Source organism: Verrucomicrobiota bacterium (assembly GCA_021413925.1).
Classification (GTDB): Bacteria; Verrucomicrobiota; Verrucomicrobiia; order Chthoniobacterales; family UBA6821; genus UBA6821.
Window position 1 is genome coordinate 1 of sequence record JAIOPL010000025.1, and the last position, 21,568, is coordinate 21,568.

At 53.2% G+C, this 21,568-nt stretch carries 20 protein-coding genes; 6 read left to right on the forward strand and 14 right to left on the reverse strand.

The genetic code is table 11. The annotated features are described in order from the left end of the window. Positions 1–356: 356 nt before the first annotated feature. The 5 genes from K8R57_09560 to K8R57_09580 form a co-directional block, all read right to left on the reverse strand. On the reverse strand, positions 357–584 hold the full coding sequence (locus K8R57_09560; GenBank protein MCE9588546.1) for a DUF433 domain-containing protein: 228 nt from the start codon (positions 582–584) through the stop codon (positions 357–359). 333 nt (positions 585–917) lie between these two features. Further along, positions 918–1,187, reverse strand: a complete 270-nt coding sequence (locus tag K8R57_09565; GenBank protein MCE9588547.1) for a type II toxin-antitoxin system YafQ family toxin — start codon at positions 1,185–1,187, stop codon at positions 918–920. Beyond that, positions 1,184–1,444 carry a type II toxin-antitoxin system RelB/DinJ family antitoxin gene (locus tag K8R57_09570; protein ID MCE9588548.1) on the reverse strand — a complete coding sequence of 87 codons (261 nt, stop codon included), beginning with the start codon at positions 1,442–1,444 and terminating at the stop codon, positions 1,184–1,186. Before K8R57_09570 ends, K8R57_09565 begins: the two co-directional genes overlap by 4 nt. A 338-nt stretch (positions 1,445–1,782) precedes the next feature. Next, positions 1,783–2,184 carry a putative toxin-antitoxin system toxin component, PIN family gene (locus tag K8R57_09575; GenBank protein ID MCE9588549.1) on the reverse strand — a complete coding sequence of 134 codons (402 nt, stop codon included), beginning with the start codon at positions 2,182–2,184 and terminating at the stop codon, positions 1,783–1,785. A 15-nt stretch (positions 2,185–2,199) separates the two neighbouring features. After that, a complete protein-coding gene (locus tag K8R57_09580; protein ID MCE9588550.1) occupies positions 2,200–2,418 on the reverse strand; it encodes a ribbon-helix-helix protein, CopG family in 219 nt (72 codons plus the stop codon). Positions 2,419–4,355: 1,937 nt separating this feature from the next. Here K8R57_09580 and K8R57_09585 point away from each other — a divergent pair. The 3 genes from K8R57_09585 (at position 4,356) to K8R57_09595 (ending at position 7,429) form a co-directional block, all read left to right on the forward strand. After that, positions 4,356–5,126, forward strand: a complete 771-nt coding sequence (locus K8R57_09585; protein ID MCE9588551.1) for a hypothetical protein — start codon at positions 4,356–4,358, stop codon at positions 5,124–5,126. 158 nt (positions 5,127–5,284) lie between these two features. Continuing rightward, positions 5,285–5,821 carry a type II secretion system GspH family protein gene (locus tag K8R57_09590; GenBank protein MCE9588552.1) on the forward strand — a complete coding sequence of 179 codons (537 nt, stop codon included), beginning with the start codon at positions 5,285–5,287 and terminating at the stop codon, positions 5,819–5,821. Positions 5,822–6,436: 615 nt separating this feature from the next. After that, positions 6,437–7,429, forward strand: a complete 993-nt coding sequence (locus K8R57_09595; protein MCE9588553.1) for a hypothetical protein — start codon at positions 6,437–6,439, stop codon at positions 7,427–7,429. A gap of 167 nt (positions 7,430–7,596) precedes the next feature. Here the strand turns inward: K8R57_09595 and K8R57_09600 are convergent, their stop codons facing one another. Next, positions 7,597–7,734 carry a hypothetical protein gene (locus K8R57_09600; protein ID MCE9588554.1) on the reverse strand — a complete coding sequence of 46 codons (138 nt, stop codon included), beginning with the start codon at positions 7,732–7,734 and terminating at the stop codon, positions 7,597–7,599. 20 nt (positions 7,735–7,754) lie between these two features. On the opposite strand from K8R57_09600, the gene K8R57_09605 reads away from it, so the two are divergent. Together K8R57_09605 and K8R57_09610 are read left to right on the forward strand one after the other, a co-directional pair. After that, a complete protein-coding gene (locus tag K8R57_09605; GenBank protein ID MCE9588555.1) occupies positions 7,755–8,012 on the forward strand; it encodes a hypothetical protein in 258 nt (85 codons plus the stop codon). Positions 8,013–8,014: 2 nt separating this feature from the next. Next, the gene (locus K8R57_09610) at positions 8,015–8,440 is read left to right on the forward strand and encodes a PIN domain-containing protein (GenBank protein ID MCE9588556.1); all 426 of its coding nucleotides are present in this window, start codon (positions 8,015–8,017) and stop codon (positions 8,438–8,440) included. A 104-nt stretch (positions 8,441–8,544) separates the two neighbouring features. Here K8R57_09610 and K8R57_09615 read toward each other — a convergent pair whose 3' ends face one another. From K8R57_09615 to K8R57_09650, 8 genes are all read right to left on the reverse strand, one after another. Next, complete coding sequence (locus tag K8R57_09615) at positions 8,545–9,870, reverse strand: type II toxin-antitoxin system HipA family toxin (protein MCE9588557.1); 1,326 nt, start codon at positions 9,868–9,870, stop codon at positions 8,545–8,547. Positions 9,871–9,878: 8 nt separating this feature from the next. After that, entirely contained in the window at positions 9,879–10,103 is a 225-nt protein-coding gene (locus K8R57_09620; protein ID MCE9588558.1) for a helix-turn-helix transcriptional regulator, read from the reverse strand. 680 nt (positions 10,104–10,783) lie between these two features. Further along, positions 10,784–12,067 (reverse strand): glutamate-1-semialdehyde 2,1-aminomutase, encoded by a 1,284-nt coding sequence (gene hemL, locus K8R57_09625; protein MCE9588559.1) that lies wholly within the window; start codon positions 12,065–12,067, stop codon positions 10,784–10,786. A 252-nt stretch (positions 12,068–12,319) separates the two neighbouring features. Then, positions 12,320–13,258, reverse strand: coding sequence for a quinolinate synthase NadA (gene nadA, locus K8R57_09630; GenBank protein ID MCE9588560.1), 939 nt, complete (start codon positions 13,256–13,258; stop codon positions 12,320–12,322). A 178-nt stretch (positions 13,259–13,436) separates the two neighbouring features. Next, positions 13,437–16,241, reverse strand: coding sequence for an aconitate hydratase AcnA (gene acnA / locus K8R57_09635; GenBank protein ID MCE9588561.1), 2,805 nt, complete (start codon positions 16,239–16,241; stop codon positions 13,437–13,439). A gap of 112 nt (positions 16,242–16,353) precedes the next feature. After that, on the reverse strand, positions 16,354–16,845 hold the full coding sequence (locus K8R57_09640; protein ID MCE9588562.1) for a redoxin domain-containing protein: 492 nt from the start codon (positions 16,843–16,845) through the stop codon (positions 16,354–16,356). A 127-nt stretch (positions 16,846–16,972) separates the two neighbouring features. Next, positions 16,973–18,352, reverse strand: a complete 1,380-nt coding sequence (locus K8R57_09645) for a glycoside hydrolase family 75 protein (protein MCE9588563.1) — start codon at positions 18,350–18,352, stop codon at positions 16,973–16,975. Between the two features lie 40 nt (positions 18,353–18,392). After that, positions 18,393–20,240: an acyl-CoA thioesterase gene (locus K8R57_09650; GenBank protein MCE9588564.1), complete on the reverse strand. Its 1,848-nt coding sequence runs from the start codon at positions 20,238–20,240 to the stop codon at positions 18,393–18,395. A 203-nt stretch (positions 20,241–20,443) separates the two neighbouring features. Between K8R57_09650 and K8R57_09655 the strand changes: the two genes are divergently transcribed. Then, positions 20,444–21,550 carry an LptF/LptG family permease gene (locus K8R57_09655; protein ID MCE9588565.1) on the forward strand — a complete coding sequence of 369 codons (1,107 nt, stop codon included), beginning with the start codon at positions 20,444–20,446 and terminating at the stop codon, positions 21,548–21,550. Positions 21,551–21,568 lie beyond the last annotated feature (18 nt).

A 21,568-nucleotide genomic window follows, 5' to 3' on the forward strand; every position in this document is an offset into this window, starting at 1 on the left:
CGGAGTTCTTCCCAAACCGGTAGCTCTGGCTTAGCGCCAGCGCCCGAGCTGTGCGACTCGGGCTGCCGCTACCTTGCCCTTCCGGGCATTTGCGAATAACTCCTTGAATCTCCATATTCCGAGACCTACAAGGCGCAGAGGAGTTTAAGAGTGATTGAATATTTTTGAGATTTAGTTTTTAAGAGGTCCTTTCATGAGTTCATGAGTTCCATATTCAAATCTCTGCGCCTTTGCGCCTCTGCGCGATCATCAGTCTTGAAGCTACTAAAAGGCATCACTTGCCCTGGAGTAGGGTGAGGGCCGGACGAGGAAAGTTCTCGTCTAGAAAGAAACGCATCCGCTTGTCTTTTCGGAGCTCAGGCCTCGACGGTTTCCATGGCGGTCAAGTGACCGGCAAAGTCCAAGCAGGAACGGATATCCTCCTCTTGAAGCGAGGGGTAATCCTCCATGATCTCCTCGAATGTCTCGCCGGCGGCAACTGCTCCCACAACATTTGCCACGAGGATCCGTGTTCCGCGAACTACGGGTTTTCCATGGCAGATTGAAGGATCTAGATCGATGCGATTGGAAAGCCAGCTCTGCATAGATCGAAATTAATCCTCTGGATCATGAATGGCAAAGGGAATTCCAGTCGGGCGGTTATTGTCTCAGGAACTCAGGAACTGAAGAGTTTTAAGGATTCACTGCGATGAACCAAGCCTATGCGGAGCAGCGCGGAAGACTACCGAAGGTAGCCCGGAGGGTGGCACTGCTTGCCGTGAGGCAAGTGCCATCAAGGGGATAAAAGGGATGGGAAGAATGTCCGGCATGAATCTTTTATTTCAGGGCATCCCTTTTTGCCTCCATGATTGAGCTCCTCTCCGCGTTCTCCGCGCCCCCGCGTGAGAATTGTAATGATTCCTCACATCAGCGATTCCCTACCGGAACAGATCTGCGTGCGTTCCGGTTCTTTCCAGACGGAGATGGCTCTGATCGAGCGTGTAGATCAATAACCAGTCTGGTTCGATATGCAGATCCCTGCTCCCTTTGAACTCACCCTGCAGAGCATGATCCCGGAGCGACTCTGGAAGAGGCTTTGCATCGATCAGAAGATCGAGAACAGCACGCAGTCTTTTCAGGTCTTTTCCTCGTTTCTCGGCCTTTTTGACATCCTTCTTGAATTGGGATGTCCTGCTGAGTGACCTCATAGACCGAGGTCAGTATAGAGTTCTTTTTTGGAGGAGAACTTCTCGACGCCTTCACCCTTCTTGCTTCTGCGAAGAACCTTTGCTGTGGTTTTATTCGGAATGGCCACTTCAAAGGGGAGTCCCTTTCGCAGTTGAATTTGGTGAAAGAGCAGTTGGATCGCATCCGAAACCGTAAGGCCGAGCGCAGAAAGGGTTTCCTCTACCTCCTCTTTAAGGCTGGGGGAGAGTCTAGCGCGAATGATGGATGTCTTAAGCATGTGGGTATGATGACACGTTTGTAGCTACAATCAAACAAAAATCCTTGTCGGTACTGACGAATGCCTCCACCTCCTGCTGCGCATTGGCTAAGAGAGTGTCATCATCGGTTCCGGGTGAAAACACCTCCAGTGCATGAATGGCAAAGGGAATTCCAGTCGGGCGGTTATTGTGTCAGGAACTCAGGAACTGAAGAGTTTTAAGGATTCACAGGGATGAAGGGGATAAAAGGGATGACAAAAATGTCAGGTATGAATCTTTATTTCAGGGCATCCACTTTTTTCCTCCATGATTGCCCTTCTCTCCGCGGTCTCCGTGTGCCCCCGCGTGAGAATTTTCCTCACCCCTCTGCTAGGAAGGCCAGACAGTCACGGGGGTTGAGGATCGGGATGCCTTTGTATTTCTTCAGTCCTAGCAGATCCTGGTCTCCCGTCACGATGGTGTCGGCTTTGGCTTCAACGGCGCCGCCGAGGACCAGATCATCATCCGGATCTCGGCAGACAGGCTGGCTGAGTGCTTTCGCTTGGATGATCTCTGCATCTGCTCGGACGGCGGATATCACCTCCTTGGCATCATTCCTTGATACATTTGCCTTGGTGATCAGTTTCTCCTCCAGTTCGGCAAGAATATGATCAGAGGCCACTATGGTCGCACGTTGAAGACACTCCTCGTAGAGACCGGCGCAGACGCCATGCGAGACGAATGCCGAAAAGAGGACATTCGTATCGAAGTAAATCCTCATCGAGAGATCACGGGGTCACGAGATCACCTTGAAGACATCCTCATCCGTGTGCAGTCCTGCCTTGCTTCCCTTGGGGACAAGTCGCTCCCGCAGATTACGGAAGCGCTCCAGAGCGATCTGTCGTCTCAGGGCATCCTGCACGACCTGACTACGGCTCTTCCCGCTGCTTTTGACCAAGGAGGAAAGACCGATATTGATCTCTTCCGGCAAACTGATGGTGAGTGTTGCTCTCATGTGTTTGAATCTATTACAGGCAAGTCATGAAGTCAAGTTTCCGTGTGAGATCAAACAAGGCACAAGGCACATGCGCTGAGGATCCTAATGTGGAAATCAGTAACAGAAGATAGCTGTAAGGAAAAAAAGGGATGCCCGTAGAGAATTTGCAATCCTCTTCATCCCGTTCATCTCTCTACGGTGTTCTGCTTTCCTGTTGATTGTAATCAGTGCAAATCGATTTGACATCAGAGTGGTGATGGTATGAAATTTTTTGACATATGCGTTCCGTCAAATTACTCCCCCACACGATTTTGGCACTGCTTCTGACGGGAATGAGCTTTATACCGGTCACCCAACTTCAGGCTGGGGCTTCTAATAAGAGCGGTAATCCCTACGCTGGTCCTGCAGGTAATTATTATTTCAATGGTGGCACCTTCAGCGCTGTGATTCGCGGACAGAACCTCTCCGGAACCATGTTGGTTTCCGCCCCTCCGGGAGCCTCGGGAGGCAATACTAACACCAACAGCTCCGGAGGAGTTGCCACTATCATTTATCAGGGAAACGTCTTTCAGGCCAATGCCAATGCAAATGTGGACGCATCGTCGAGTCAGATCGGAGGAAATTTTTATGGAGGCATCACGCTATCCGGTGCCCGAAGCAATAGCATCCTGGCTAGTACGACGAACCCGCTTACCCCGGTGATTTCCAATACGAATCTCTTTGCGACGAATTACACAAGGAGTGTAACGAATGAAATTAATATTATTCCTTACATCTCCTCGACGACGAATTGGGATTTTACCATTCAGACCTATACGAATACCAATCCCGTGGTAACAGTAACTACCAATAGCAACCCCGTGACGACGAGTTTTACAAATAATGCCCCAGTGGTGACGGTGACAACTAACAGTAATCCCGTGATCACGAGTTACACGAACGAGTTCCCCGTAGTGAGTATCTCGACGAACACGAACTATAACATCACCAGCTTCACGAACTCAGGTCCCGTGGTGACCGTGGTGACGAACTCGAATCCCGTGATCACGAGTTACACAAATCAGTTCCCAGTGGTAACTATCTCGACCAATACGAACTACAACATCACCAGCTACACGAACTCAGGTCCCGTGGTGACCGTGGTGACGAACTCGAATCCCGTGATCACGAGTTATACGAATGCAACTCCTATTGTAACCATTTATACAAATAATACTTACACTTATTCTTATTCGACGAATTCAAACCCCGTGGTGACGACCTACACGAATTACACTTACACGTACAATTATTCGACGAATTCGAATCCCGTAGTGACCACTTACACGAATTACACTTACACGTACAATTACTCTACAAACTCAAATCCTGTAGTTACGACCTATACTAACTACTCCTACACGTACAATTACTCTACAAACACAATATATACAACGAATATATACTCAACAAATTCAGTGTATACAAATGAATTTGCTCCAGTGACTTTAATTGGTTTTCAACCTAATGTTACTTATACTCCGGGAACTAATCCACCTGCTACTGCTCAGTACTCGACAAATTATATTCAGTATACTTATGTAGATTATGGTCAATTTGGAACAAATATTGAAAACATCACTTCATATGGCACAAATATAATCACAAATACCGCCGTAAATGTAAACACTAATACAAATTACTCCATTCTGGCCTACACCAATAACTTCCCAACCGTCACTGTCTCGACGAACACAAATTACGATATTCAGAGTTTTACGAATAGCTTCCCTGTAGTAACTGTTTCGACGAACACAAATTACGATATTCAGAGTTTTACGAATAGCTTCCCTGTAGTAACTGTCTCGACGAACACAAATTACGATATTCAGAGTTACAAAAACACGAACCCTCAGGTCTACTTTCAGACGAACTACGACATAGCCTACCAGACCTATACAAATACGAATCCTCAGGTGAATTTCATCACGAATGCGACGTACGCTTACGTACCCTTTACCAATAACAATCCTCAGGTCTACTTCCAGACAAACTTTGATATTACTTACCAGACCTACACAAATACGAATCCTCAGGTGAATTTCATCACGAATGCAACGTACGCTTACGTACCCTTTACCAATAACAACCCGCAGGTCTATTTCCAGACAAACTACACTTATACCTACGCATTTTCTACGAATACGAATCCCGTGATCACCACGCTCACGAACTACGTCTACACCTACACACCCTCCACAAACACCAATCCTGTGGTGACGGTCATCACAAACTCCAATCCCATCGTCACCTACACCACCAATACGAATGCTATCACTTATATAGCTAATGGAGAATTACTATCCAACTACACTATCTCCAGTTTTACAAATACCAACTCGATCAACGTCTACGCCACCAATATGTTGATGACGAATTATCTGAATCTCCAGCCGGTCGCCACTACAGCCTACAATGATGCAGTTCAGTTTATCGGGTCCTATGTCGGCCCTCTCAAAAACCAGTATCCCAATCAGACATTCCTAGGAAATGGGGCTGTGACTCAGAAGCAACTTTCTTTTGGTACGGATGGAATACCCACCGTTCAGATGCAGAATTACCCGATTTCTGTTCAGGGTATTCTGATTTCGTCAACGATGCAGTCGTTTCCGATATATTCCAATTCTGTCCCCTACGCCACGACGATCTATACACTGACGAATCTAACAACCACCTCATTCCGGTAGTCTTGATGACCTTATTTCATTTGGCCTGTACCCAATGGTCTGGCTTGGTTCTGGACTTTGAGAATCTCCCCTCAAGTTGTTGAAATCTCATTTTGCTCTCAGCAGGAATTGGTGGCTCGGTACACTGATTGTCACATGTGGTCCTTATTAATTTGAAGATGAGAATTTTACTTCAGAGGGGGTTCACATTGGTCGAGTTACTAGCGGTCATCTTCATTATTTCCATTTTGATGGCGTTGCTCTTCCCGGCAATGAAGAGTGTGATTCCCAGGGCACAAGAGGTGGTCTGCATGTCTCATCTGAGGCGTCTCTGGCTGGGATTTGCACCTAGCGTGACGGACGGTACAGGTTGGCCGCAGGTTCCTGCTTCTATCCCGATAGGCTCACAGGCTGAGCAGCAGTGGTGGATCGATACATCCTCGAATCTCTTTAACATCCCACCCAGTGACTGGCGCTGCCCTACGGTCACGGCTCATGTTGGACTGCCAAATGCGGCTAATCCATCCAATACGATTCCCCTGATCGATTATATGCCGACGCTCTTCGATGCCTTCCCGATGACCCCTAATAAGTGGCCGAATATGCCTTGGTTCATGGAGATATCCAATGCCCATGGAAAGGGGAATCTCATGATCCGCCCTGATGGGTCGATCATGCCCGCCCCGGGATTCCAGACGGCACCGTTGGCTCGGTAATAGAGGCTCAGCTTTATGAGATGTCCCGCTCTTTTATTTCTAGGATTACAGATCCTAAGGCTCTCTTCGGTTCATTCAGAAATCTCCCTTCCCCTACAGACCCTATCGAAGCCTACATTACTCCTGCATCCAGTAAGAGCTTCTGTAGAGCGGGGAGGAAGTGGTGACATTCTGATAGAAGCTATTCCTGCTGATGGTGCTGATATCAGGTTAACGATCAAGCAGCCTCCCTCCCATGGAACTCTGGGTGAGATTAAAAGCGCGTCTCCAAGCACCTTTCGGATCACTTATACGAACAATGGTGACAAGGATAAGGAAGATGAATTCACCTTCCGGATCAGGACATCTGGCAAAACATGGCTCACATCTCGCGCCTCCCTTTCGATCGAAGATCCCACGGACAGTCTCCAGATCTCTCCTAGATCGCTCGATTTCGGAAGGGTAGGAGTGGGGGAATCCTTTTCTAAAAAGCTCCTGCTCAAGAACCGACTGGCGGGATCACTTTCGGGCACTCTCGTCATCCCTTCTCCATGGAGGGTTGAGGGAGATGATTCCTATGATCTTGGGTTTGGGGAGAGTAGGAATTTCACAATTGTCTATGAACCCCATGGAGTGATGGATTCCTATGCCACGGTGCACCTTCTTTCCTCTGGGAAGGGACCAAGTCTCACTCTGCATGGTGAGTCGGTGGTGCCTTTTACCATAGCTCCGGAATCGGTAGAAATTCTCCCTGGATCAGTCGGGCCCGAGGTGAGTGTCAAAAACTCTCTGGAACACCCTATCGTGCTGAAGGCGGTCACGGATGATCTGGTGGGTGTGATCCCTATGGTCTCTCTTAAGCCAAAGGGTGAGATGAAGGTACGTCTCAAGGATATTCAACATCCGATCAAGGAGATGAATACGTCCGTCAGGTTTGTGATGGGTGGCTATGAAACGGGAGTTGCGGTTAAGATTCTCCCTTTGCCACCATCAACCAACGAAGTTCTTAAGGCTACTCATAGTGATCCAAAACCTAAGTTGCCTAAGGATAGGGGAATCGAATCTAACGACACGACGCATGTCACTACGGTCCACTTGCCGACACACACGGTAGATTCATCTTCGGTACAAATCGGCACAGGCCTTCCGCAGATACAGACTGGCCCATCTCTCTTGCCAGAGGAGGAGCAGGTGAAACTCCGAAGGCTTCTGGTGAGTGATCTTTCCTATTTCCTTAAACCGGGATGGATTGGATGGAATCTGACTCTTCAATGGAGCTATGACGATCCGCCACCCAAGGAGTTTCTGATTGAGGAGAAGATCATGAATTCTTCTGAAAATGTCGCAGACAGTGAACTGACTAGTCAGGAGTACCGTCGAATCAAGCCTTACTGGATCAGACCTCAAGCTCATGGAATCTGGCAGGCGAGTATCCCCTCTCCACCAGCGGGATTCCGATTCATAAGAATTGCCCCAGTCCAGCAAGATACTGACAAAACAATCTGGGCTTCCTTCCAGATTCAGATGCCTTCGAATCACCTGATCTGGGAGCAATACAGGGGACCCTTTGCTCTCCTGCTGCTTGTTATCCTCGTGGTTCTTGTCCTGAGAATGACTGGTAGGCTTTAAGTCTTATTTATCACCCCGCAGTCACTGAATTTCTAAATTCTGGAAAGGATCCCTGAAACGGTTATTGATACGCCCTCGAGATCCTTGGAAGTATGCGCCGTTGAGAGGAATCCAGCTTCGTACTGGGAGGGGGCGAAGTGGATGTCTTCCTGCAGCGCGGCTTGGAATTAGCGGGTGAAGGCGGCCGTGTCGCTCCGCTTGGCGTCCTCGAGGTTACGGACGGGGCCATCCGTGAAATAGAGGCAGAACATGGAACCGATCGGGTGGAAAGTAAGGGGATGCCCAGAATATTGACAAGTACCCATATTACCATACGCTATTCCGTATGAAGACGACGCTCGAACTGCCCGACGCTCTCTTGATGGAGGTCAAGGCTGTGGCTGCACGCCGTCGGACGACGATGCGATCGATCATGGAGCACGCCCTGCGCCGTGAACTGGGTGAGCTTGCTCCCGCTAAGAAAGAGCAAGAAGTTCTCACGGAAGTGAATGCCTACGGGTTCCCGATACTGAAAAGGAGGGGTCGCGGGCGCATCACCAGTGAGATAGTATACGCGCTTCAGGATCAGGAAGCAGAGGAGTAGTCATGGTTGTTCTCCTGGATGTGAATGTGCTGATTGCCCTGGGGGATCCGTTTCATACTCACCATGAACGGGTGCAGGAGTGGTTCCATCATGAGCGAGCTCGGCCATGGGCTACCTGCCCGATCACGGAGAATGGATTCCTAAGAATCCTAGGTCACCCGAACTACAAGGACTCGCCGGGATCTCCTGCAGAACTTCAGGAGGTGCTCCGAGTGATCTGCTCGGCTCCTGGGCACCAATTCTGGAGTGATGCCATCTCATTCAGGGACGAAAAGAAATACCCTCAACTTCCTGGTTCCAAACAGCTCACGGATTTCTATCTGCTGGCACTGGCAATCCATCACAAAGGAAAACTTGCCACGCTGGATCGCCGAATTGATGCCTCTGTCATCCCTGGTGGAGAGAAGGCCTATCTCGTGATTCCGTAAGCGGGGAAGCCTCGACCGAAATCCACCCCGAAGGGACACTTTCAGGGACACAGAGGGACACTTCTTTGTGTCCGCCTTGGCATCAGCTTCCACCGGTTGGAGCGTTATGCTTCGCGCAACTTCTGCGCTTGATTGCGGATTCCTTCAAAAATCGCATCTCGGATTTTCTTGGGAAAGTCCTTGGGGATCTCCCGATCCACGACGGCCAGAACTTTGGGAACTTGTGTGGTGATTTCCTCGATTAAGTCGGAAGCATTCCCCAGTCCCCCTAGCTTTGCGGCCCAGTCCCAGTGGTAGGGACGGATTTCATGAATCTTTCGGTGCAGGCTCTTCCCCTTCACACCCATGGCCATGGTGGCTTTCCTGAGATCAAGCAGGCCAGTGCCATGTCCAATGATTGGCCACATGGAGATCACGTCATAGAATGGGGTCAGTCGATAGGTGCCACCGCGCTCGTGGAAGATCGAGAAGTTCTTGGCGTGACCATCCGTTGCGGCCATTAGCCAGAATACAATCTGGGCTTTCACAAAGGCCCTCTTGTCCTCCATGGGGGTCGAACTCGCATTGAGAACCCTTAGAATGTTCGCAATACCTGGACCTCCTTGGTTTTCATACTTCTCCGTTACTGGCACTCCGAGGGCCTGACAGAAATCCTCCTGAGGCAGACGAGCAATCCATGATCCCACCATCAGGGCCCGATCAAAGCGTTCAACGGAAAGCACCTTTCTTTCCCCGAAGCGCAGAATCTCACATTCAGCCGTCTTCAGGCCAAAGGCATTCATGATGCGCGAGCTGATCCATTCATTCTCCACTGATCCCTGCATATCCACCTGGAGATTTCCAATGAGCCCCAGCGGGAGCTTGAAAATATGGGTCGTCGGCGTAGCTCCAGCAGGACGCCACCAGCGCCCCTTATGAAAAAGAAACGCCGTTTTCTCCTGAGCCCCGGCTATCGAGATTCTGAACTCCTCATCCGCATCCATGGCCATGAGAGGGCTCCCTGAGATAGCCGCATTGAGCGCCTGCTCGACACCCTTCTCATCGAGCACCTCCCCCTCAATTCGATCAAACCCTATTGGCGTTTCGCCCTCCGGCAGCAACTGAATTGCTCCCACGCATTCCCTGCCCACGGCTGTGAGCAGATCAAATGGCTTTGTCGAGCGCGTCCCGTAACGAGTCCTTATCTTTCTTCGGATCTCTTCCGTGTCAGGAAGCAGATTGTCGAAGAAATCGGTCACCATCTTCCCACGCAGGGGAACATTCCCAGGTGTGAAGGGAAGCGACAGCGAAAGCACCCTCCTCTCCGGCGCATCAATCCATTCCGGGTCATAGTGGAAACTCGACGCATTGGAAACCGGCGGAGTCCACACGCCCACCCGGATACCGTTCATCCAGATTGCTAACGGGGTTCTGAGCGACTTGGTGGCCATGGCTCGCTCTACCAGTTAGAGGGTGCTTTCTGAGCACTCTTAGCAACAGGCTTCTTGGCAGTCATCTCAGGGACAACCCTCACCTCCAGCCTCCCTCCCAGCGCCGTGACAAGCCGGGAGATCTGCTCAAAACTCGTCCGATCAGGTGCAGCCTCGATCCGGGCAAGACGCCCCTGTGTGACGCCAAGAAGGCGAGCGGCATCCTCCTGATTGAGGCCACGAGTCTGCCTCAAAGATCGCAAAATCGCTCTAAGCTCTATCGGCGTTGAGATTGAGTAGTTCTCTTTCACAGAATCTCTTTATTACACTTGAATCATAATTGCAATAAAATACATAAAGGTAATAAATGGAGTTTATTACCCAAATGTAATATTACTAATCCTTGAACACTCGAGGCGTGCTTCCTCTAGAGCATCATCTAGTTAATCTGTCGTCCCTTGGGCGATCAGCTTAACCATCGAAAAATAAAAGTACTCGCGCAGAGGCGCAAAGGCGAAGAGGAAAAGAGAAAGAATTGGGTTCCTCGCTGTTTTCAGTGGGTAAGAGGGAAGACAGAGAAAAAATATGGAACTCAGGAACTCAGGAAAAGAAACCGACGAGGAAGTTTGCCGCTGAGAGCAATCTGATGCTGAGTAATGGTGGATCGATGGAAGCAGAGCAATCCGCCAAGAATGCAAAGTGACGGTCCGGCCAGCCAATGCAACAAGGATCACGAGAACTTATCACATCCATACCTATTCAGCTTTTCTTCCTGAGTTCCTGAGTTCCATATTCAAAAAACCCTGTTTGGTTCTTCTAAATCCTTTTCGAAACCAAAGGCCTAGGCGCCGATTGTTTTCGATCCAGCAGATTCACCCATTCCAAATAGCGGAGAGCCATCATTCCCTAAGAGGCCGCCTTTCAGGGCGAGAGTTTAGATTTCTTTAAGGATCCTGGAGGCGATGTCTGATGATCGCTCCAAGGCTTCCGAAGTATGCGCCGTTGAGAGGAAACCTGCCTCGAACTGGGAGGGGGCGAAGTAGATTCCTTCCCCAAGCGCCGCATGGAAGTAGCGGGCGAAGGCAGAGGTATCGCTCCGCTTGGCATCCTCGAGGTTCCGAACTGGCCCCTCGCAGAAGTAGAGACAGAACATGGAGCCAATCCGCTGGAAGGTGAGGGGCTTACCTTTGATTGAGGAGCGCATGGCCTCCTCTATCTGTGCGCCGAGCGACTCAAGGAGAGCCCATCCGTTGATTCGCTCCATCTCCTTCAGCTGGGCGAGACCCGCCGCGAGGGCGAGGGGATTTCCCGAAAGCGTACCGGCCTGATAGACAGGTCCCAGTGGCGCTAGCTGATCCATGATGTCTGCGCGACCGCCGAAGGCTCCGACGGGAAGGCCTCCGCCGATGACCTTCCCCATGGTGGTGAGATCGGGCGTGATCCCGTAGATCTCCTGAGCCCCTCCCGGAGCTAGGCGGAATCCTGTCATGACCTCGTCGAAGATGAGCAGGGCGCCATGCTCATTGCAGAGATTCCTGATGGCTTCCAGATAGCCTGGCTCCGGCAAATAGAGACCGGCATTGGCCGGGACAGGCTCGAGGATGACGCAGGCAATCTCGGATCCCTTTTCCTGAAAGACGTGCTTGAGTGCCTCAATGTCGTTGAAGGGGACAGTGGAGGTGAGGGAGGCAAGTGATGCGGGAATGCCGGCGCTGTCAGGCTGACCGAGGGTGAGGGCGCCGCTACCGGCTTTCACCAGCAGGGAATCGACATGGCCGTGGTAGCACCCTTCGAACTTCACGATCCGGTCGCGACCGGTGGCGCCGCGTGCCAGGCGGATCGCCGACATGACGGCCTCGGTGCCAGAGTTCGTCATTCGGACCTTCTCCACGGATGGAACCATGCGGCAGATGGTCTCGGCCATCTCGACTTCGAGGGGATTGGGAATGCCGAAGCTGGTGCCGTACTTGGCCGTCTCGGTGACTGCATCGATCACGACCTGCGGGGCGTGACCCAGGATAGCCGGACCCCATGTCCCGACGAAGTCGATATACTCGCGCCCATCGACATCGGTGATCCTGCATCCCTGAGCCTTATTGACAAAGAAGGGCTCACCTCCCACTCCACGGAAGGCGCGCACAGGGGAATTCACCCCACCAGGAATGCGCGCGAAAGCACGAGTCCAAAGATCATGCGAGATGGGGCCTGGATGGTGCATTTGGACTGTTGGGCTGTTGGTCTATTGGGAAGGCAGGAAATGGAGCTAAAAGAAGCATTTCTCGCGCAGAGGCGCGGAGGCGCGGAGGCGCAGAGGAGATGGGATGAGAGTAGATATTTTGGGATTCAGAATTTAGAATTCTTTTTTCTTAAGCTGGCTTGTTTGGGCGCTTCTTCTGAATTCCAACTTAAAAATCTCTGCGCCTCTGCGCCTCTGCGCGAGACCTTTCTGCCCTCAGCCAATAGCCTTCTCCTATCTGCTAAGCTCCAGCATGCGGCGCACAGATTTCTCCGCTTTTACCCTGAGTTTTTCCTCAAGCAGAATCTCGGGCTTCAGGTCGCGGAGGCAGAGGTAGAGCTTCTCTAGGGTATTCCGCTTCATGTAGCGGCACTCGGCGCAGGCGCAGGTGTCTGTGGGACCCGGGATGAAGACCTTGTCAGGAATCTCCCGTCGTAGGCGGTGGAGCATTCCCTCCTCGGTGACGATGACAAAGGCCTTGCCCGGGGAATTCTTGCAGAAGGTGACCATCTTCTCGGTGGAGCAGACCTCGTCGGCTAGCAAACGGACGGCCTGTGGACACTCGGGATGAGCTACGACGACGGCATCCGGGTACTCGCGTTTCGCACGCTCGATGCTGTCACGTGTGTACTCCATGTGGACATAGCAGCTTCCCTGCCAGAGATCCATGGGCCGGCCGGTCTGCTCCATGACCCAGGCTCCGAGATTCTGGTCGGGAACGAAGAGGATGTGGCGGTCTTGGGGAGTGGCCTGAACGATCTTAACTGCATTGCCGCTGGTGCAGATGACATCGGCAAGGGCTTTCACCCCGGCGCTGCAGTTGATGTAGGCAATGACGAAGTAGTTCTTCTCCGCATGCTCCTTGAGGAATGCCTCGAGTTTCTCCGCAGGGCAGGAGTCGGAGAGGGAACAGCCTGCATCCATGTCGGGGATCACGACAGTCTTCCCCGGGCTGAGGATCTTGGCGGTCTCACCCATGAAGTGGACGCCGCAAAAGACGATGACGTCGGCATCGGTATCGGCTGCCTTCTGGCTTAGGCCGAGTGAATCCCCGACGAAATCGGCGACCTTCTGGATCTCCTCGATCTGGTAGTTGTGGGCAAGGATAACGGCATTCCGCTCCTGCTTCAGCCGCAGGATCTCGGAGGGCAGATCGGTGGGATCTGCCGGCAGGGGCGTGTCGTTTGGCAAGTGGGTCACTTAGTGATGTGCCAGCAGAGGCTGTTGGACTGTTAGGCTGTTGGCTTGAGGAATCAAGGGATCCATTCACGTGTTAAGTGATCCCGATGTGATTCTCAAATGCCGATCCTTTCAGGTTTCAAGTTTCAGGTTTCAGCTTTCCTCTGCCCCCCTACTTCGTTTCGTTGATGAGTTGGCGGAGGATGAAGGGGAGGATGCCTCCGTGGCGGTAGTAGTCGACTTCGATAGGGGTGTCGATGCGGACCTTGACGGGGACTTCCTGGGTGCTTCCATCCTTGCGGGTGATCCTGACGGCCAGATCCTGACGCGCCTCGAGATTATCGCTGAGCCCGATGATGTCGTAGGTCTCGCTGCCATCCAGGCTGAGGCTCTGGGCGTTGGTTCCCTCCATAAACTGGAGCGGCAGGATGCCCATGCCGACGAGGTTGGAGCGGTGGATGCGCTCGTAGCTGGCGGCTATGACGGCCTTGACCCCGAGGAGGCGGGTGCCCTTGGCAGCCCAGTCGCGACTGCTACCAGTGCCGTATTCTTGGCCAGCAACGATAACCAGCGGGGTCTTCTCCGCCTGATACTTGTGCGAGGCGTCGAAGATGCTCATTCGCTCGCCGTCGGGCTGGTGTAGTGTCACGCCACCCTCGACACCCGGCAGCATGAGGTTCTTGATGCGAACGTTGGCAAAGGTGCCGCGTGTCATGATGCGGTCATTGCCGCGTCGGCTGCCGTAGCTATTGAAGTCTTCGTGGGTGACTCCATGCTCGCTGAGGAAGCGGCCTGCCGGGGATTTCTCCTTGATGGCTCCGGCCGGGGAGATGTGATCGGTCGTGACAGAGTCGCCGAAGATGCCCAGCGCCCGTGCTCCGGAGATCGGCGTGATCGTGCCAGCTTCCATGCCGAAGTTCTCGAAGAAGGGAGGCTCTTGGATGTAGGTGCTCTTGGTATCCCACTCGTAGATCTCTCCAGTTGGGGCGCTGATCTCGTTCCACTTGGGATTCTGTCCCGCGAAGTTGCCGTAGAGGTTAGTGAACATCTCGGGCGTGAGGGCACTGCGGAGAGCGTCCCGGATCTCGGAAAGGCTCGGCCAGATATCCTTGAGGAAGACTTCCTTGCCATCCTTACCCTTGCCGATCGGCTCCTTGACGAAATCAATATCGACCCGGCCAGCTAGGGCGAAGGCGACGACTAGAGGAGGGGACATCAGGAAGTTGGCCTTGATGTTCTGATGGATACGGGCTTCGAAGTTGCGGTTTCCGGAGAGGACTGCCGCAGCGATGAGATCGTTGTCGGTGATGGCCTTCTCCACCTCGGGGTTGAGAGGTCCGGAGTTTCCGATGCAGGTGGTGCAACCGTAACCGACGGTCTGGAAACCTAGCTTGTCGAGGTAGGGCTGGAGACCTGTCTTATCCAGATATGCGGTGACGACTCGTGAGCCAGGCGCGAGCGAGGTCTTGACTGTCGGATCCATCTCGAGGCCTAGCTCCACGGCTTTCTTGGCCAGGAGTCCCGCCGCGAGCATGACGCTAGGGTTGCTGGTGTTGGTGCAACTCGTGATGGCGGCGATGAGAACGCTGCCGTTGCTGATTGTGCTGGTGTTGCCATGGAATGGTGATTCCGGCATCTGGGAAACTGTGTCCGGGGTTGGCCGGTCACTGATCATCTCCTCCTCATCCTCGGGAATGGTCGGATTACGACGAGCAACGGAGGCCTTGGCCTTGATGTTTGCATCATCCTTACCGTAGCCGCCATCAGCGATGGACTTGGTGAGGAGGTCGTGGAAGGTGGACTTGAGCTGAGGGAGATCGATGCGGTCCTGAGGACGCTTCGGGCCGGCAACACTAGGGACGACAGTCGAGAGATCGAGCTCGAGATCGACGCTATAGTCGATCTCTCCCTTGCGGGGCATGCCAAACATCCCCTGCGCCTTGAAGTAGTTCTCAAAGGCGCTGCACTCGGCCTCGGTACGACCTGTGGCTCGAAGGAAAGCGACGGATTCCGCATCGACCGGGAAGATGCCCATGGTGGCACCATACTCAGGGGCCATGTTGGCGATGGTGGCGCGGTCGGGGAGCGGGAGAGACTCGGCACCCTCGCCGTAGAACTCGACGAACTTGCCCACGACCTTCGCCGCGCGAAGCATCTGGGTGACGCGGAGTGCGAGGTCGGTGGCGGTGACACCTTCGCTCAGCTTGCCGGTGAGGTGGACGCCGACGACTTCCGGAGTGAGGAAATAAACCGGCTGGCCAAGCATGCCGGCTTCGGCCTCGATGCCTCCAACACCCCAGCCGACAACTCCAAGGCCGTTGATCATGGTGGTGTGGGAGTCGGTGCCGACCAAACTGTCTGGGTAATAAACGCTGCCGGAGGCATTCTTGGAATGAAGAACGCCGCGTGCCAGGTACTCGAGATTCACCTGGTGGACGATACCGATGCCGGGAGGGACAACTCCAAAGGTCTCGAAAGCCCCTTGACCCCACTTCAGGAATTCGTAGCGCTCGCGGTTGCGCCTGAACTCCATGTCGAGGTTCAGCTTCATGGCGTCTGCCCAGCCGTAGTAGTCGACCTGCACGGAGTGATCGACCACTAGATCGACGGGAACCAGAGGCTCGATGATGCCGGGCTTCCCGCCTAGACGGGCCACAGCACTACGCATAGCCGCGAGATCGACGAGCAAAGGAACTCCAGTGAAGTCCTGCAGCACGATGCGCGCGACGACAAACGGGATCTCCTCGGGGGCCGGTGCCATGGCATTCCAAGCCGCAAGAGCCCTCACATCCTTCTCATGGACCTTCTTATTGTCGCAGTTACGCAACACCGACTCCAGGACCACACGGATCGAGAAGGGAAGGCGCGAGATCTTGCCGAGGCTCTGCTCTTCAAGTGCGGGGAGGGAGTAGTAGGATGAGCTTGTTCCTGCGGATGGCTCAAAGCTGCGAAGTGTCTTGAATGGGTCGGTGCTCATTGGAGATCGGATCTAGGGAATGGGTGATGGGGAATGGGTGATGGGGAATGGGTTAGAAGGATGAAATCTGAAACTTGAAACCTGAAAAGTTAGAACCTGAAGGGCTGAAAAACTATTTGAGTTCGGCGAGCTTGGCCTGGATCTTGGCGAAGTCGGGGAGTTGCTTCGGATCCTCGTTCGACTCGGCGTACTGGATGACTCCGGAGCGGTCGATCAGGAAGGCAGAGCGCTTGGGAACACCTCCCATGCCAAGTCCGATCTGAGGCAGGAAGCTCTCGTAAGCGATCCCGTAGGTCTTGGCGATATTGTGCTCGTAATCGCTCAGGAGCTGGATAGTGATTCCTTCTTTCTGAGCCCAAGACTGCTGGGCAAAGGGGTTGTCCCCACTGATGCCATAGACAGTGCAGTCGAGGGAATCATAAGCACCGATGCTCTTGCTGATCTCGCAGAGTTCCGTCGTGCAGACACCGGTGAAAGCCATCGGGACAAAAAGGAGCAGGATGTTCTTCTTTCCGATTTCGGCGGAGAGAGTGATCTGCTTGGGGCCTTCGGATGTTGCGGTGGAGAGAGTGAAGTCGGGCGCTTTGGTTCCAATGGTGATCATGGGTTTTTGTAGGGTGATGGGTGATAGGAGTAGGGATGAAAGCTGAGACCTGAAATTCAGGAGACGAAGAAACAGGAGACAATTCCATGAAAATAATCTGGGAGGTGCCTTGGGAGAAAGGCTGAAATCACTGGGGAGATGCCAAGAGTGATGGTGATGACGCGGAGTTCGTGGGCACCACTGAAACAGGAGGATTTGTGCCGGATAAAGAATTCGTCTGCGAAGGTGTTTCCGCTGAGGGTGAGGAAGTCGGAAGCGGCGTGAGAAGTGGTGGGGGTGTCGGGGTTGGAGTAGGAGTAGGCCATGGTTTTTCCAAGGAGCTCCACTCATGCCATGATGCGGTGTCACTGCCTCCGAATTCCTTCCAGAGCTGATGGCAGCGCTCGGACCAGTGGGCATAATCCGGTGAGGTAAACGGCTTCTCCGCAGTACCAGGGAAGACAAGATAAACAACTTCGGGGCGGCTGACGGGGCGGCGATCCGCTCCGGATTCAGGGAAGATCTCTCGACAGATTCTCAGTGAGGCTTCGCCGATCTTGGAGTTCGGCCCCAGATCACCCAGGATAGCCGGATAGAGTATTCCCTTCGCGATCACGACAGCGTAGTCGCCGATTTCCGGTTGGCCGGCCGATTTCCCCACCATGAACGAAGGAAGGACGATAAAGGGGTCGGAAGTTCCCGCAAGGAAGCTCCATCGCTTTAGTTCAGCGATCGTGGCCTTCGCAGCTGTGCAACGAGACTCAAGTGAGGTCTTCTCACCGGCAGCCATAGTTATGCTGGATAGCTCTGCTTCGGCAAGGGCGAGTTGAGACACTTCATTGCGAAGGCAGGGGTTAGGGCGGTCGCTTTTCTTTGGCCAGCGGTAATTTGTCTGCGGCTGGAATGTCGAGGAGAGTCGGTCGATGGGAAGATTCCGATCGCCGTCGGATCCGTCTGTATTCACGTTCATGATGGCCTGGATAAACAGGGCGCGGCGGGAGGTCGCGGGATGACTCAGATCGAGGATCGTCTGGCAATCAAACAGGGAGTCCCGGTAGGGAAGCTTCTGAAGTTGGCCGAGGTTAGCTCGGAGCGATCTTTCCTTGTAATACAGAAGAGTTGCAAAATTAGGTGACAGGGTCGCATTGGTGAGGAGGGATGTCAGTTCAGGGAGCAACTCGATAATCTCCGGGGTGGCAGCCAGCAGGTCGGCTGGGGTTGTTGCTGCTTTGGGCCAATGGACATGCAGGGTGATGTCCATCTTGTAAGAGTTGCTGTCCGTTACTGCACCCAGCGCGGTTTCCCGTGAGTTAGTGCAGTCGACGCTGCTTTTGAGAGTAATGCCATTGAAAAGCCTCGCCGTGTCGTAATTTTTACGCGGCAAGACGGGAACTGGGGTTGGATGTCCGCTTTCTTGATTTAAGGCCTGTTTAGAGGTCTGTTTTTTCGAGCATCCGAGCGGAACGAGAAGTAGTACCAAGGCTCCTACCATGCATCCTCGGATCCCGAGAGTTTTTGAGGCCTGCATGGGACGAAATCAGCGGTTGCTTAGATCTCCTTAAACCTACTCAAAGGTAGGCCAGGAAGGAGCCCATGACATCACCTGGGATGTCGATCATCTTGTAATCCGTCGAGGAGACAAAGAGCAGGCTCTGGCTTCCCTTGCCCAGAATGTTGCCTGTCGAATCGTAGATTTCATGCTCTAGGGTTACAAACTTCCGATTATGCCCTGACACACGGATCTTCACGCTGACTGTTTCAAACTCCTTGGTCTCCCTGACGAACTTGTGCTCGAACGACCTGGTAAGGATATAGAAAGGGGTCTCCTTGAGATTGAACTTAGGCATGACCTTGTTAAAGAAAAGCTCACGGGTCTTGCCCACCCACATGGCGTACATGCCGAAATAGACATTTCCCACCGAGTTGGTGTCGGCATAGGTGGCGATGAAGGAGTGAACGAACCACTTGCCCTCGAAGTGTCCCGAGATGTCATGGGTACCGGTCGGTGAAGGAGTAAGGATGGTCCCCACAGGAGTCAGGGGAACGACGGAGACCGTGGCAGGTTGATCCAGTTCCTCGGAATCAGTCGTGAAATCCTCGCCGGTGAAGGGCTTGATCATGAGCCAGATCACATATCCTAGCGGAAGAAGTGAGGCCAGCATCTGAAAGATGGGCTGATGGAGGAAGTAGCCGTAGGCAAAAATCACCACAGCCAGTGATCCGATGCAGAACATCTTGATCTGGGGGATGACGTTGACAGGGCCGTTCATGAAGGCGCGCCCGATCGCGAGAGCGGAGTAGCCGACAAAGAATGTCGCAAAGAAGATCATGAAATACTCCAACTCGATCCCGATCGCCGCCCCGATGACTGCAATCAGGGCACAGAGGATGAAGGTAGGGATGGGGGATGTGATGAGTTTCTGGGGGATTAGGGCAAAGATGGGATTCTTGCTCTGGCTGGCGTTGGCCTGGAAGAACCAGCGGAGAGCGATATAGCCACTGTCGAGCGTCGTAAGGATGCATCCGCCAAGGAACACGAGATACGCACCGAGCAGCCAAGCATTCACCGGGGGCTGGCTGAAGACGCGGGTCAGCAGGGACTGGGCATAGGGATAACCTGCCAGTCCTTTCTGGATGAATTCTGCTCCGCTTCCTTCCATCGCCCAGAGAGCCAGGATGCCATGGAAAAGAAGAATCGCTCCGAAGAGGGTGGCTCCGACGGCATAGGAGGCCGTGATGGAGGTGTTCTCCCGACGCATCTGGATAGCCCGCTGCCATTGCTGAAGGTCAAGCCAAGGTCCCACGATGAAGCCGATACAGATCGGGATCACATAGCCCCAGAAGTTCCAGTCATGAGTCGGCAGTAAGCTCGGGCGATGGATTCCGCGGAAGTAGGGAGATCCCAGTTCTGAGATGATGATGACCACGCAGACAATGATCAGCGCGAGGAAGGCGGCGTGGCTGTACTTGATACGCCGTATGGAGAATTCCTCACCGAATAGAATGCCTGCGGCCAAGATGATAAGTGCCGTCAGCGGCAGGTAGAGGGAGTCTGGCTGCAGTCCTAGGGGCTGCCATCCGTAACGGATCAACGCGAAGATGGTGAGTGAGATGGCGATGATCTGGTAGAGGAAAAAAACCAGACGAAACGGGCGCGACCAGTTGTTGAAAAACGCCGCGAGACTCTCAGAGCCGGGGTGCCTTTTGGCGATGTGATCGGCGACGACTCCGAAAAGGAAGAGACCCAGACAGTTCGGGATTAGGAAGGTGAGCAGTCCTGTGAGACCGAACTCGACTGTGAACTGAACGGAGAAAAAGAGACCGAGTCCCCAGACCCAAGATAGGGCGACGGTGTTTCCCCAGAGGAGAACATTCAGGAAACGGAATTGTGGGGAGGAAAGCGTAGGAGTAGCCATGAAGATCAACCTACACTAATGACTGATTGCAGCCTCTTCAATCCGAATGGGTACTATAAGGATTGAAATATGCAAAAGGATTAGGCGAACTCCTGCCGGGAGACTCCTCCCAACTCCTCCCGTTCTTGCAATTGCATTGCAGCAAAGGCACTCTCCTGTTTTGCCGCCCCCTCCGTGGTAGAACCTCTTCTTTCTCTGAATCCTTGAAAATCCTCGACCGGTATCTTCTGACCTCCCTCGCTGTGGCAACGCTGATGGGTGTAACACTGCTAAGCGTGGTGCTGGTGTTGGGGAATGTCTTCAAGGAGATGCTCGATCTGCTGATCAATCACAACGTGCCGCTTGAGACGGTCCTGGGGTTTGTTGCCTTTGTCCTCCCTTTCTCGATGACTTTCACGATCCCGTGGGGTTTTCTCACAGCCGTTCTGTTGGTCTTCGGTCGTCTCTCTGCGGATAATGAAATCATCGCACTGCGCTCCAACGGGGTGAGTTTCCCTAGGGTCTTGATCCCCGTTCTGGCCATGGCGCTCCTGCTTGTCGGGGTCTGTTTCTGGATCAATAGTGACGTCGCGCCACGCGCCCAGTACTCGATGCTGTCCTCCCTGTTTCGGATCGCCACGAGCAATCCCGTCTCGATGTTCCAAGCGGACGAAGTTGTCGACCAATTTCCAGATCGGAGGATCTTCGTGGGAGGGCGCGATGGGGATCTCATAAAGAATCTCGTGGTCGTGGAGCTGGATGATCATGGGGATGCCTCGAAGGTGGTCTTTGCAAAGACCGGCACGCTCTCCACGGATACGGAGAATCACCGCCTCCTACTCAGGGTTCAGGATGCCAACTTCGAGCAACGCGACGAAAGGGATCCTGGAAATGTCAATCTGATCCGCCAGGGCATCACGATGAAGGAGGGGGTCTTCCCGATGTCGCTCCAGAAGCTTCTCGATCAAAAGAAGAGACGCAAGCCACTCACTTCCCACACGCTCCGGGAGCTTTTTGAAGAGATTTCAAAACCCGACTGTCCGCGCCGGCTTGCCTATGAGGTGGAGGTGAGTAAACGATTCTCTCTTTCGCTAGCCGCTCTTTCCTTCGCGCTCATCGCAGTTCCTCTTGGTATCACCGCCCACCGCAAGGAGACCTCCGTGGGATTCGCGCTGAGTCTGGTGATCGCCTTTGGTTATTTCTTCCTGATTATCATCGCCGACACCTTCCACGAGAACCCCCGCGCCATGCCTGTTCTGCTGGTCTGGTTGCCCAATCTCATCTTCACGGGATTTGGGATCTGGCTCTTCTCGCGTCTTGCTCGTCGTTAAAGATCTACCGATCGTCAA